Origin of the sequence: Phyllobacterium trifolii, from assembly GCF_014192095.1 — a bacterium.
In the GTDB taxonomy this organism is placed as follows: Bacteria; Pseudomonadota; Alphaproteobacteria; order Rhizobiales; family Rhizobiaceae; genus Phyllobacterium; species Phyllobacterium trifolii.
In genome coordinates this window covers 144,586-156,425 of the sequence record NZ_JACHXN010000007.1, presented here as the reverse complement: position 1 = coordinate 156,425, position 11,840 = coordinate 144,586, and the positions used below count along the sequence as shown (strand labels likewise).

Sequence of the window (11,840 nt, the reverse complement as noted above, 5' to 3'; positions counted from 1 at the left end):
GTTGCCACCTTCATCATGTTCCTTAGCGCAGGTTCTTTGAAACGACTTGAGCCATTTCGTCCGCAGCCTGAATCACCTTCGAATTCATCTCGTAGGCGCGCTGCGCCGTGATCAGATCAGTGATTTCCTTGACCGGATCGACGTTGGAATTCTCCAGATAGGCTTGCTTCAACGTTGCAAACCCAGGATCGCCCGGGACACCGACAACTGCATCTCCTGAAGCATCCGTCTGCTTGTAGAGATTGTCGCCAAGCGGTTCCAACCCAGCCTCGTTGGCGAAATTGGCGATCGTCAGCTGGCCGAGATCGACAAGTGCCGTCTGATCGGCCATTTTCGCAAACACCTGGCCCGTATCGGTAATTTTGACCTCGATCGCATCCGTCGGGACAATGATGTTCGGTTCGACCAGATTTCCATCGAGCGTCACCAGTTGGCCGGTACTGTTCGTGTTGAATGCGCCGGCCCGGCTGTACAGCGTCTCGCCAGCCGGGTTCTGGATCTGGAACCATCCGCGGCCGACCAGCGCCACATCGAACGGGTTGCCCGTTTGGTTGAGCCCGCCCTGGATATGCAGATTGCGCACTGCCGATGTCTGAACACCCAGCCCGACCATTGCCCCTTCTGGAATGATGCTTTGGTTCGCCGCATTGGGCACGCCTGCGGTACGTTCTGCCTGATACAGCAGATCCGAAAATTCCGCCTTGGCGCGTTTGAATCCCGTTGTATTGATGTTGGCGATGTTATTGGCAATCACTTCCAGATTGAGCTGCTGGGCATTCATGCCGGTTGCAGCAATAGTAAGCGCTTTCATCGTTGATCCTTAGATAGGCATGCGGCTGATTTCGAGATAGGCCTGGACGATCTTGTCACGGATGGCGATGGCCGTTTGCAGCGACTGTTCCGCATCCATGACCGCATTCACGACGTCGCGGGTCGGCACGTCACCGGTCATACTCTTCATCGAAACCGCTTCGGCACCTTCAAGCTTGTTACTGACCGATCCTGCCAGTTGTGACAGAACATTGCCGAATGAAGACGGGCCAGCGGTTGCAGTGGGGGACGCTGCGCCTGGGGCTACGGTCTCCGCCAAATTCGAGAGGGCGTTCCGCGTGGAAACACTGAGAAGTTGGTCTATCATCAGGAATTCCTCAAAAGGTCGACAGTCATGGCAATCAGTTCGCGTGCTTGCTTGACGACTTGGAGATTGGCTTCATAGGAGCGATTGGCTTCACGCATGTCCGCCATTTCAACGACCATGCTGACATTGGGCAATTTCACATAGCCATTGGCATCGGCTGCCGGATGGCTCGGGTCATATTCTTCGGTAAAGGCGGAGGTATCCTTGCCGACTTCTGCAATGCGTACTGTTTCGACGCCGGTGGCGCGATCAAGCTCTGTCGCAAAGGAAACCGTCTTGCGTCGATAAGGGTCGCTGCCTGCGGTCTTGCCCGTCGACTGTGCATTGGCGAGATTTTCCGAAACAATGCGCAGGCGCGTCGATTGGGCGGAAAGACCGGATGCGGCGACTTTGAGGGCGGCTTGCAACGGATCGGACATTCTAGCTCTTTACCGCCGACAGCATCATGCGGTGAAACGCTTTCACGATGCTGGTGTTGAGAGAGAACTGACGGTTGATCTCGCCGGATTTCACCATTTCCTCCTCGAGGCTGACCGTATTTTTGGAGTGATTCTGCTCGGTCACCGCATCCTTGCGCAGCGCTGTCGCGCTGATGCCGGACGCATTAATCTCAAGATGTTTGGGATCGGTCGCAGCCATGGTCAGCTGCGTTTGTTCCAGCACATCCTTGAACGGCTCGACATCGCGTGCCTTGAAGCCCGGCGTATTCGCATTGGCCACATTTCCTGAGATCGCCGCCTGCCTCACCGAGAGCCATTCAGCCTGACGTGATGCCAGCTCGAACAGATGGATGCCCTGCATGTCTTTCCTCGCACGTCTGACCCGGTTAATCTTGCCTTAACCTATGCTTTCAAACTTGCGTGAGACTTGCGGCCCGATCCGCCAGGAACTTATGTTCAAAACGAAGTTCACTAGTTGGTGCGAGCGATCACATCGCCGTCAGATGTCTTGATTTGCCAAGCGTCCTTGCCATCACCACGTTCAATAGCGACGAGCTTGCTTCCATCCGGGAGGGTTGCGCCTTTTTCGACGAACCAGTAGCCGGTATCGTCTTCGATCATAACCAGGCCACCAACGATTTCGCGTAACAGAAAAACCGGTTTGCGGGGAAACGGCTGCTTGCTGGCCTCTTCGATGCTGGTTGTCCGGTCTTCCTTCAGATCCGCGGTCGTGGCGGTTGTCATGGGATCAAGTTCCTCGCTCGGTTTGCCCGGCGAGGCTCCGTTCCTGCCATGGGTCTCACGTACGACCTTCTGATTGGTCCGGTTGAGCGGATCATTGACCTTTTTGCCCGAGGATTCGAGCCTCGGGCGCGCGTCGAGAACGTCGAAGTACATGACGAAGGGCAGCACGAAACTGGCGACCGCCAGCACGAACCCGGCGCTCTTCAAATAACCGTCAAAGCGTTTATCGCGCGGACGAACTGCCCTGGGCTCAGCGGCTGCCGATTTCGCGAGCGGCGCCTGTTGTTTCGTCATGATGGCTCCTTTGGTCGCAGCGATGCCGCAAGGTCGTTGTAAGGGTCTTGCGAGAGTGGCGACGTCGGCGTTTGCTGCATGGCGTCATAGATGAGAGGGACAAGATTGACCGCCTGATCGATGAGAACATCGCTTCCCGCCTGATACGCGCCGATCATGCGCAGATCGCGCGTTTCTTCATAACGCGCGACGAGGCCGCGCAGACTGGTCACCAATTTCTGTTGTTCTGTAGTCCAGTTATGCTGTGCAAGACGAGAGATGGAACCGAGAATATCGACTGCAGGGAACCGTCCCCGCGCCGCGATGCCACGATCAAGAACGATATGGCCGTCAAGCGTGCCGCGAATGGCATCGGAGATAGGATCATTGTGGTCGTCGCCGTCGACAAGAACCGCATAGATGCCGGTAATGGTGCCGCCGCTTTCGAGACCAGGTCCGGCGCGTTCGAGCAGGCGCGGCAACTGACTGAAGACGCTTGGTGGATAACCGCGCGATACCGGTGGTTCGCCCGCCGCGATGGCGATTTCCCGCGCTGCATGGGCAAAGCGCGTGATGGAATCAACGATCAGCAGAACATTCTCGCCGCGATCACGGAAATATTCTGCAATCGCCGTTGCCGTATTGGGTGCAAGCCGGCGCATCATCGGGCTTTCGTCGCCCGTGGCGATGACCGCGATGGTTTTTTCGCGCTTCCCGGCCATCGTGTCTTCAAGCATGTCCCGTACTTCGCGCCCGCGCTCGCCGGTCAGGGCCAGCACGACCGTATCGAAGTCGGTGGCTTTCGTCATCATGGCGAGCAGTGTGGATTTGCCAACGCCAGACCCGGCGAAAACGCCCATGCGCTGGCCGAAGCACATCGGCATGAAGACGTCGACGACATTGACGCCGGTGCGCAGTCCCCTTTCCACCCGGCCACGATTCATCGCTGACGGTGCCGGGCAATCCACAGGTTTCGGATCGGTTCCGGCTGATAATGGTCCCTTACTGTCGAGTGGATAACCCAGAGCACTGATCACCCTGCCCTTCCAGTCGGGTGCAGGAGCGATGCGCAACGGTCCTTCCGGGAAGACCGGTGTTCCAAGCGATGGCACGATGCGGTCATCGAACGGCTTGATCAGCACTCTTGTCTGTTCGAGCCGGACAACCTCGGCCGGGTGGAGCTGGCTGTCAGCACGGATTGCCACGATGTCGCCGAGTTGAACCTTGTCCGAAATCCCACGAACCCCGATGGCGGAGCGTGACACCTCATTGACATAGCCGCCGACAACAACCGGATTTCGCTCCTGGACAATCTGCGACACGATCCTTGCCAGCGTCTCAAGGCTGCCCGTCCGTTGGCGTATCGTAGGCAAGGCTGCTTCAAGCGACTGCATGGTCAAACGGCGATCACGTCTTCGATCCGAGCGTCTTTATGGCTTCGGAGAACGTATTCTCACTGCCGCGAAGCAAAGCGTCAACACGTTCGAAAGCGCGTGATACGCTCATCAACCGTGTCATTTCGCTGATTGCGTCGACGTTCGACCCTTCGATCGAACCCTGAATTACACCGGCATTGGGATTGTCGATGGCAGGCTGCGCCGCCACATCAGGAATGACCGAAGAATTGTCGAAATAGGTCAGCTTGGCGTTCGGGCTGATGGTAAAAAGACCGATCGCGCCCAGTTGCTTGCCGTTTTGATAGACCGCGCCATCCGAGGAGATATCCGGCGGTCCACCATTGGGATCGATCGTCAACGGCTGCCCGCCCGCATCGAGAATTGGATAGCCCTTCACGGAGAGGAGTTCGCCTGTGGTCGACATCTGCATACGACCATCGCGCGTATAGACCTGACCGGCCGGCGACTGGAGGGAGAACCAAACGTCGCCTTTTGCAGCCACATCCAGTGGATTGCCTGTCTGGGTGATCGGACCGGCTTCGGTCTTGATATAGCTCTCACCGGCCGTAACGAAACTTGAGTTTTCCGCGGCTTTCGACACCATTGCCTCGAACTTCATGCCTGTGGCGCGAAAGCCAGGCGTCGACATGTTGGCGACATTGTGAGCCAGCGCATCGAGCCGGCGCTCCAGTGAAATTTGTGCCGAAAGCCCAACATAGATCGAATTTTCCATCAACGACCACCCAGCTTGAAGGATTGCAGGGTCGCGAGAATGCTTGCCGATATCCCGATCGTTGAGGTTCCGCCGAGCAGCAAGGATGGTGCGCTCGCAGCGGTGGAAGGATTGTTCATCTCATACATGGCAGTGAACCGCGTCAACAGCTTCTCGAGTTTGGCTGGGTCCTTGAGATCCTTCAGATCAAGTTTGTCCTCGACCAGTTTGGCCTGCCGGTCGATGTCGAGATTGGACATCTGTGCCGGCATGTTGAAGGTTGCCTGGAAGACCTGCAGAAGCGCCTTGTCACCAAGTATCTCGAAAGCATTGGTAATGGTCGGCGCCTTGCGAGCGAAATACAGTGCCAGCCGCACGCCCTCATTCTGCTGACCCGTCTCGACCTCAAGCGTCTGGCGCACATATTTGTCGACGATGGGCTGCTTCACTTCAGGCTGGGCGGTTGTCTTGTCGCCAAGCTTGACGAAATTGAATCTCGTCGCGAGTTCCTTGTAACGGGGGTCCGTAAGCTTGTTGGCGAAACTGTCGGGATTGTCGATGCCTTCGGTGAGTACCTTGCGGATGAAGGCTTTGGCATAGGCCATATCTTCAAGCCCGAACGCCTTCAATGCATAATTGTACAGCTTCGTGTCTTTCATGAAATCGTCGAGGGATTTCACATTGCCTATATTTTTCAGATAGTAATCGCTCTCACGCTGAACGATCGGCTCCTTGGAGACGCGGGCGAGCGAGCGCGGCAAGTCGGCGGCAATGAGCCTATAGCCCGTCATCGTATTGATCATGATGCGCCTTTCCTGAAAACGTTTGGCTCCTATGTGTCAAATCAAGCTTGCCTGAAGCTGGCGGTACGGATCCTCGCGCCACAGGGCCAACTCCCATTGCTGCAAGGTTCACGCAAGCCGACGCTGTTAGCGCTCTATCGATAAACGTGCAGGAGAGCGTCTTGGGTATTCTTGTTGGACTCGTCGTGACGATGGGATGTCTTCTCGGCGGATTTATCGCAATGGGAGGCCATGTTGCCGTGCTCATGCAACCTTGGGAATTCGTCATCATCGGCGGCTCTGCGCTCGGCACCTTCCTGGTGGCCAATCCGTTTTCGGCGGTCAAGGATACAGGTCGGGCTTGTATGGAAGCCTTTACGAACAAGATTCCCAAGCAGCGGGATTACCTTGATGTGCTCGGGGTCCTTTACGCCCTGATGCGGGAATTGCGTGCCAAGTCGCGCAATGAGGTTGAGGTTCACATTGACAACCCAACGGAATCAACAATTTTCCAATCCTTTCCGAGCGTGCTCAAGAACCACGATCTGACCCATTTCATCTGCGATTATTGCCGTCTCATTATCATCGGCAATGCGCGCTCGCATGAGATCGAAGCCTTGATGGACGAAGAGATCCACACCATCTCCCGTGACAAGCTCAAACCCTATAATGCCATGGTCAGCGTCTCCGAAGGCCTTCCGGCACTGGGCATCGTCGCGGCCGTACTCGGTGTGATCAAGGCCATGGGTGCGCTAAACGAATCGCCGGAGGTGCTCGGCCATTTGATAGGCGCGGCACTGGTCGGAACCTTCGCCGGTATTTTTCTCTCCTATGGCGTCGTCGGCCCGATCGCCACCAAGATCAAGACCACCCGTGAGAAGCAAAACCGTCTCTACATGATCGTCAAGCAGACGTTGCTTGCTTATATGAATGGCGCTCTGCCGCAAATTGCGCTGGAGTACGGCCGCAAGACCATTTCCGCCTATGATCGCCCGTCCATCGATGTTGTCGAGCAGGAAACGCTGACGCCATCGGCCCCTGCCCCGTTACAGCAAGCGGCGTAAGACGATCATGGAGGTTGAAGTCGAACAGAGACGACCGGACGCACTCGCAGAGAACATTCTGCGGGCCGCAGGCCTCTCGGTGGATGACCTTAAATCGCTGGAAGCAGTCTTCCGCGATCTTGCGGGTTCATTCGGTTCAAGGGTTGCAGCTCAAACAGACGTCGCAATAGGTGCGGAATTCATCCGCATTGAAGCGCTTGAGAAGGATGCGATCGGCGAGAACCTCCTGCGAGCCAGCCTCGTCGGTATGGTTCCGGTTGCCAAGTGGGGATCACGCCTGATGCTCGCTGCAGATCGCAACTTTATCGACTGCGGTATTGAAGCACTGTTCGGTTCCGGCGCGAGTCCCGACATTGGCGCTGCGGCGCGCCCGCTGACCTCCGTCGACCTTGGCATCGCCGGACAAATATTCAGCGATGTTACCGCTTCGCTCGATCATATCTTCTCGGCCGGCGGCGAGCCGCTTTTCCAGATCGGCGACCTGGTCGAGACCGTGCATCTTGCACCAGGTGCGGTCACGGAAACACGCATGATCTGCTGCACGATCGCCTTGAAAGCTACGGGCCGCTCCGGTCAGATCCTGATCCTTTTGCCGCGATCCAGTTTCAAGCCAATGCAGGAAGCAATTGCCCGGTTGCTTCGCCAGCCTGCACATCATTCCGATCCTGCATGGGCCAAGAAACTGCGGCTCGAAGTCAGTCGTGCCCGCATTGATGTTGAAGCCTATCTGCAGCAAGGTTCGATGACGCTCGAACAAGTCGCCCTGTTGCAGCCCGGTCAGGTGTTGTATTTGCCCAAGGACGCAATCGACCAGGTCCGTCTGCGCAGCGGTAAACAGGCGCTCTACAAATGTCGGCTTGGCAAAGCGGGCAGCGCATTCACCGTGCGGATCACCGATTCCGTCAATGAAGAAGAGGATCTCCTCGATGAGCTTGCCGCTGATTAACTTCATTTCGATCGCGCTGACGGCGGTATCGCTCGTTGTCTTCTTTGCGGCGCTGCGCAGGGCCAACCGGCTCACAACTATGAGCCGCATCATGGCGCATCAAGTTGCCAGCTCTGCCGCAAACCTGCAGCAGGCGCTCGCGATCCTGCAGGCGGAGCGGGAAACCTGCCGCGACGAGAGCGTCCGGCTTGAGGCCAGGCTGAAGGATTCGGATCGTGTGCGTTCCGAAATCACCCGCGCCATCGACCTCGTCGAACGGGCCAAAAATGATCTCAAGGATAATGTCAGGGTGATGCCGATACCTGTTCAGCAATCAGATATTGCCCCGGCAATGCCCGCGCTCGTTGCCAAGGCCGCACCGGTGGCTTCCGCAAAGAATCTCCCTGTATTCGTCAACCGCATCGTGCGCAGTGCCGATGTGGCAAGCGCCGTCCTCTAACGCTGGGCTCTCCAAATCATGGCCATATCCGACAAGAACTCCATTGAAGACGAACTCAACGAAGCGATCGAAGATTTGAAGCGTGATGATCCGCAGCCAAACCGCAAATCGGGAGGCACGAAGCCCAACATCGATCTCATTATGGGCATCCCGGTGGATGTCCAGGTCGTGCTCGGCAGTACATCGATGCCCGTCGCCAATCTTATGAAGCTTGGCCGCGGCGCCGTTGTCACCCTGGACAAGCAGATCGGCGATCCGGTGGATATCGTCGTCAATGGCAGGGTTATCGCCCGCGGGGAAGTCATCGTTCTTGAGGACGATTCCTCTCGCTTCGGCGTCAGCCTCACCGAGGTTATCGGCAGCGGCATCTGATCCAAAATTCACACCACAACTCTTGGAAGCCGGGCCGCATGAGCGATCAAGAAATACCTCAAAGTTCAAGCGCCATCATGGATCTGTCAGGTCCCGAAAAGGTGGCGGCATTGCTCGTTGCCATCGGGCGGCCATCCGCATCGCGGCTTCTCAAGCATTTCACCGCCGATGATCTGCGTTCGCTAGCCGGCCACGCGCGCAAGCTCGAACCGATCACGCCGGGTGATTTCGAAGAGCTGGTCAAGCAGTTCGAAAACGCCTTTGCCGATGGCGCGCCGGTATCCGAGGCCGGGATGCGCTTCGAAGGACTGTTACGCGAAACGCTCTCAGCCGACGAGGCCAGCGCCGTCATCGAGAACCGGCGTCCGGAATTGGTGACGCAGGAGTCGGTGTGGGATCAGCTGCCACGCATTCCAACCGACGTGCTTCATGCCTATCTGACCGCACAACATCCGCAGGTAAGCGCCTATGTTATTTCCCGCCTGCCGTCGGATATTGCTGCCAAACTCCTGATTCGTTTCGATGCAGCTGCGCGGAGCGCCATCATACAGCGCACGTTGCACATTCGTCAGGTTGGCCCAGCCGTTTCGACAATGCTGGAGGGCATCCTGCAGCGCGAAGTCACCGGCAAGGACAATACAAGTTCCGAAAAGAGCCATCATGGAACGATCGCCAATATCATCAATCAGCTGGAAAAATCCGAAATCGACGAATTGCTTGCGGGCCTGACCGATCTGGGTGCTGACGATCTCGCCAAGATCAAAGCCAAGCTGTTCACCTTCGAGGATATCGTGCGCATATCACAGCGCGCGCGGCTTGTTCTCTTCGACGAAATCCAGACCGACGTGGTCACGACAGCCTTGCACGGCTGCGAACCGCAGCTACAGGAACTCATCTTGCAGTCACTGTCCACCCGCGGGCGGCGCATGGTGGAAACCGAACTTTCCAGCCAGACCAACATCAACGCCAATGCGGTGACAGAAGCACGGCGTACAATTGCCCGCACGGCTATTGTGCTCGCAGATCGTGGCGACCTCAAACTCGAAGCCGAAGAGCCTGCAGCGTGAGGCGAGTTCGCTAGCCAATGGCAGATACGGCCGACAAGGAAAGCAAAACCGAGGAAGCCACTGAGAAAAAGATCAGTGATGCAATTGAAAAGGGCAATCTGCCTTTCTCCCGGGAAGCACCAATCCTCGCGTCGATCATCGCTTTTCTCATCATAATGGTATTCGTCGTTGTACCCAGCGGCGCCAAGCTTGCCTTGTTTCTTTCAGAACTAATGGATAAATCCGACGATTGGCGGCTCAACAGTGCCGACGATGCGCGACAATTATTTGGCATTATCGGCTCCGCGGTCGGCTTGGCCTTGCTGCCGGTCCTCATCATCGTCCCTGGCGCAGGTATCCTCGCATCTGTCCTGCAGAACGCGCCTCGCATCGTCTTCGACCGCATCCAGCCGGAAGCGTCGCGCGTTTCCATCGTCAAGGGCTGGTCGCGTCTTTTCGGTTCAGCAGGCCGCGTCGAGTTCCTCAAATCCTTTTTGAAATTTGCCGCCGCGAGCATCATCGTCTTCATGATCTTCTTTAAGGACAGCCATTTCTTCATCGACGCGATCATCACCGAGCCGAACCAGTTGCCCGAACTCATCCGCACGCATATCGTGCGCCTGCTTTCCTCCGTAGCGATTGCCGTTACCGTGCTTGCGGCATTCGACCTTGCCTGGACGCGTGTTCACTGGCGCAGCGAACTTCGCATGACACGCCAGGAGATCAAAGACGAACACAAACAGGCAGAAGGCGACCCGCTGCTCAAATCGCGCTTGCGTTCACTTGGCCGCGACCGGGCGCGTCAGCGCATGATCGCATCGGTCCCGACTGCCACACTGATCGTCGCAAATCCGACACACTTCTCGGTTGCTCTGCGTTACAATCCTGTCAAAGACGGGGCACCCGTCGTTGTGGCAAAGGGTCAAGATATCATCGCCCTCAAGATCAGGGAGATCGCCGAGGCGCATGACATACCCATATTCGAGAATATCCAATTGGCGCGATCACTTTATAAGCAGGTCCAGGTCAATCACGTGATAGCTCCGGAATTTTATAAGGCGGTCGCCGAACTCATTCAATTTGTTAATGGACGCCGTAAATAATTGCCTAAATTCAAGCGGATCAGTATATGAAGAGAACACAATATTCCGTTGCCCGCGTCGAGATCATCTCCGTGCATCTGCAGGAAGTCATACACGATCTTCGCCTGGTGGATGTCGCAGACTATATCGCCTTCATTCGTTGCGAACTGTTCGGCAATATTGCCGACATCGTCAATTCTGCGACGGAACTGACCTTTTACCCCAATACACTTACCTTCGGCCTCGGTGGCGAGTACATACTCGACTGGAATTCAACGCCAAAAGTGATGCTTGATCTGGAATTCAGCAATATGGGCGTGAATGCTTATTTCAGATTGACCCTGTCATCCGATTCCAGCGAAATCGACTTGCATCACGTTCGATTTTCCGAAACGGGCAAAAGTCCGGCCGATAATACGGCTCTGCTCGCGGCAGCATTCGACAACGCCCGGCTGCCACAACTGACTGCACCCGAATAGTTTCAGAACCTGCTGGCGATGGCTGGCATCTCGATAACGCCCAGGGCCAGGGCCGTCGCCACCGTTGATGTACGATTGGAGCAACCCAGCTTGTTCTTGGCGTTCTGCAGATAGGTCACTACGGTCCAGCGGGCGATGTTGAGAATCTCGCCAATTTCGCCGTCGGTTTTGCCGTTGGCGGCCCAGTACAAACAATCCATTTCGCGTTTCGTCAACAGCTTCGCGACAACCGCTGCAAGACCCGGATTACGATTGCCATGCAGCACATTGTGCAGGCGCGTCGAAACGGTCGCCAACCGCTTTCGCATCCCGTCCACGAATGCAACTTCATGTGCCGGTTCAATGTCGAAAGTAAAAAGCGTAACGCCGCGAAAGCCATGTGCATTCGAAACATCGACAGCCAGGTAGAGATTACCCAAACCACGCAACTCGCAATCGCGCAGAAAGTGTCTCACCTCTAGCGACAATCCACCCTCTGCTGCGAGGTTGCGGATGGTGCCAGGTGCATTTCCATGTTGTCCAGATGCCCTTGCGGCCTGCATGATCGGATCAATCGAGAAGTAGTTCTTGGCTGCATAGCGCATCACCCATTTCGTCGGCACAGTGGTGAGCACGGATATATCCGGAGCAGGACCGCGATAAGGGCCAGGCTGATCGCTATGGCCAACATGCGTGATGTGGCGGCAATTCAGCTGCTGCCTGATGCCAACAAGCATTTCAAGGGTGTCGTGCTTGACGGCCCCACTTATAAAACCTTCTTCGAAATCCGGAAAGTGGGCCAGATTAAAATGCATCGTGGGAGTGAACCATTCCTCTTGGCAGCAAAAATATGCCAGTATCCTCGTTAAAATTTAAAAATTCGAACTGGTTGAAAAGGGCACAGAATCAATAATGTGCACATGGTTGCACTACCTTTGCCCGAGGCA

At 56.2% G+C, this 11,840-nt stretch carries 16 protein-coding genes; 7 read left to right on the top strand and 9 right to left on the bottom strand.

What is annotated here, in order from left to right; all coding sequences use genetic code 11:
- Window positions 1–22: 22 nt before the first annotated feature.
- From flgG to FHS21_RS12865, 8 genes are all read right to left on the bottom strand, one after another.
- The gene (gene flgG / locus FHS21_RS12900) at window positions 23–811 is read right to left on the bottom strand and encodes a flagellar basal-body rod protein FlgG (protein ID WP_112551526.1); all 789 of its coding nucleotides are present in this window, start codon (window positions 809–811) and stop codon (window positions 23–25) included.
- A 9-nt stretch (window positions 812–820) separates the two neighbouring features.
- Window positions 821–1,138: a flagellar hook-basal body complex protein FliE gene (gene fliE, locus FHS21_RS12895; protein ID WP_112532381.1), complete on the bottom strand. Its 318-nt coding sequence runs from the start codon at window positions 1,136–1,138 to the stop codon at window positions 821–823.
- Window positions 1,138–1,557, bottom strand: coding sequence for a flagellar basal body rod protein FlgC (gene flgC, locus FHS21_RS12890; protein WP_112532380.1), 420 nt, complete (start codon window positions 1,555–1,557; stop codon window positions 1,138–1,140). Before flgC ends, fliE begins: the two co-directional genes overlap by 1 nt.
- A gap of 1 nt (window position 1,558) precedes the next feature.
- Window positions 1,559–1,939 (bottom strand): flagellar basal body rod protein FlgB, encoded by a 381-nt coding sequence (gene flgB, locus FHS21_RS12885; protein ID WP_183662117.1) that lies wholly within the window; start codon window positions 1,937–1,939, stop codon window positions 1,559–1,561.
- A 110-nt stretch (window positions 1,940–2,049) separates the two neighbouring features.
- Window positions 2,050–2,616: a hypothetical protein gene (locus FHS21_RS12880; RefSeq protein ID WP_246411007.1), complete on the bottom strand. Its 567-nt coding sequence runs from the start codon at window positions 2,614–2,616 to the stop codon at window positions 2,050–2,052.
- Window positions 2,613–3,989, bottom strand: coding sequence for a flagellar protein export ATPase FliI (gene fliI / locus FHS21_RS12875; protein WP_183662115.1), 1,377 nt, complete (start codon window positions 3,987–3,989; stop codon window positions 2,613–2,615). Before fliI ends, FHS21_RS12880 begins: the two co-directional genes overlap by 4 nt.
- Before the next feature lie 13 nt (window positions 3,990–4,002).
- Window positions 4,003–4,728 (bottom strand): flagellar basal-body rod protein FlgF, encoded by a 726-nt coding sequence (flgF, locus tag FHS21_RS12870; protein WP_183662113.1) that lies wholly within the window; start codon window positions 4,726–4,728, stop codon window positions 4,003–4,005.
- A complete protein-coding gene (locus FHS21_RS12865; RefSeq protein WP_183662111.1) occupies window positions 4,725–5,507 on the bottom strand; it encodes a DUF1217 domain-containing protein in 783 nt (260 codons plus the stop codon). Before FHS21_RS12865 ends, flgF begins: the two co-directional genes overlap by 4 nt.
- Window positions 5,508–5,668: 161 nt before the next feature.
- Here FHS21_RS12865 and motA point away from each other — a divergent pair, with 161 nt between their 5' ends.
- From motA to FHS21_RS12830, 7 genes are read left to right on the top strand one after another with little or no spacing between them, the layout of a single operon-like run.
- A complete protein-coding gene (gene motA / locus FHS21_RS12860; protein ID WP_112532375.1) occupies window positions 5,669–6,550 on the top strand; it encodes a flagellar motor stator protein MotA in 882 nt (293 codons plus the stop codon).
- Between the two features lie 7 nt (window positions 6,551–6,557).
- A complete protein-coding gene (locus FHS21_RS30665) occupies window positions 6,558–7,496 on the top strand; it encodes a FliM/FliN family flagellar motor switch protein (protein WP_112532374.1) in 939 nt (312 codons plus the stop codon).
- Window positions 7,477–7,935: a BAB2_0123 family type IV secretion system effector gene (locus FHS21_RS12850; RefSeq protein ID WP_183662109.1), complete on the top strand. Its 459-nt coding sequence runs from the start codon at window positions 7,477–7,479 to the stop codon at window positions 7,933–7,935. The genes FHS21_RS30665 and FHS21_RS12850 overlap by 20 nt, the downstream gene beginning before the upstream one ends.
- 18 nt (window positions 7,936–7,953) lie before the next feature.
- On the top strand, window positions 7,954–8,307 hold the full coding sequence (gene fliN / locus FHS21_RS12845) for a flagellar motor switch protein FliN (protein WP_112532372.1): 354 nt from the start codon (window positions 7,954–7,956) through the stop codon (window positions 8,305–8,307).
- A 38-nt stretch (window positions 8,308–8,345) separates the two neighbouring features.
- On the top strand, window positions 8,346–9,374 hold the full coding sequence (locus FHS21_RS12840) for a flagellar motor switch protein FliG (RefSeq protein WP_183662107.1): 1,029 nt from the start codon (window positions 8,346–8,348) through the stop codon (window positions 9,372–9,374).
- Between the two features lie 17 nt (window positions 9,375–9,391).
- Window positions 9,392–10,456, top strand: a complete 1,065-nt coding sequence (locus FHS21_RS12835) for an EscU/YscU/HrcU family type III secretion system export apparatus switch protein (RefSeq protein WP_183662105.1) — start codon at window positions 9,392–9,394, stop codon at window positions 10,454–10,456.
- Between the two features lie 26 nt (window positions 10,457–10,482).
- The gene (locus FHS21_RS12830; RefSeq protein ID WP_183662103.1) at window positions 10,483–10,914 is read left to right on the top strand and encodes a BspJ family T4SS effector nucleomodulin; all 432 of its coding nucleotides are present in this window, start codon (window positions 10,483–10,485) and stop codon (window positions 10,912–10,914) included.
- Between the two features lie 2 nt (window positions 10,915–10,916).
- Here the strand turns inward: FHS21_RS12830 and FHS21_RS12825 are convergent, their stop codons facing one another.
- The gene (locus FHS21_RS12825; RefSeq protein WP_112532368.1) at window positions 10,917–11,708 is read right to left on the bottom strand and encodes a helix-turn-helix transcriptional regulator; all 792 of its coding nucleotides are present in this window, start codon (window positions 11,706–11,708) and stop codon (window positions 10,917–10,919) included.
- Between the last annotated feature and the right edge of the window lie 132 nt (window positions 11,709–11,840).

Coding starts and splice junctions, on each gene's coding strand:
- flgG (WP_112551526.1), bottom strand. CDS start 811: ATGAAAGCGCTTACTATTGCTGCAACCGGCATGAATGCCCAGCAGCTC.
- FHS21_RS30665 (WP_112532374.1), top strand. CDS start 6,558: ATGGAGGTTGAAGTCGAACAGAGACGACCGGACGCACTCGCAGAGAAC.
- FHS21_RS12840 (WP_183662107.1), top strand. CDS start 8,346: ATGAGCGATCAAGAAATACCTCAAAGTTCAAGCGCCATCATGGATCTG.
- flgB (WP_183662117.1), bottom strand. CDS start 1,939: ATGCAGGGCATCCATCTGTTCGAGCTGGCATCACGTCAGGCTGAATGG.
- FHS21_RS12865 (WP_183662111.1), bottom strand. CDS start 5,507: ATGATCAATACGATGACGGGCTATAGGCTCATTGCCGCCGACTTGCCG.
- flgC (WP_112532380.1), bottom strand. CDS start 1,557: ATGTCCGATCCGTTGCAAGCCGCCCTCAAAGTCGCCGCATCCGGTCTT.
- FHS21_RS12825 (WP_112532368.1), bottom strand. CDS start 11,708: ATGCATTTTAATCTGGCCCACTTTCCGGATTTCGAAGAAGGTTTTATA.
- fliE (WP_112532381.1), bottom strand. CDS start 1,138: ATGATAGACCAACTTCTCAGTGTTTCCACGCGGAACGCCCTCTCGAAT.
- fliN (WP_112532372.1), top strand. CDS start 7,954: ATGGCCATATCCGACAAGAACTCCATTGAAGACGAACTCAACGAAGCG.
- fliI (WP_183662115.1), bottom strand. CDS start 3,989: ATGCAGTCGCTTGAAGCAGCCTTGCCTACGATACGCCAACGGACGGGC.
- FHS21_RS12880 (WP_246411007.1), bottom strand. CDS start 2,616: ATGACGAAACAACAGGCGCCGCTCGCGAAATCGGCAGCCGCTGAGCCC.
- FHS21_RS12850 (WP_183662109.1), top strand. CDS start 7,477: ATGAGCTTGCCGCTGATTAACTTCATTTCGATCGCGCTGACGGCGGTA.
- FHS21_RS12835 (WP_183662105.1), top strand. CDS start 9,392: ATGGCAGATACGGCCGACAAGGAAAGCAAAACCGAGGAAGCCACTGAG.
- FHS21_RS12830 (WP_183662103.1), top strand. CDS start 10,483: ATGAAGAGAACACAATATTCCGTTGCCCGCGTCGAGATCATCTCCGTG.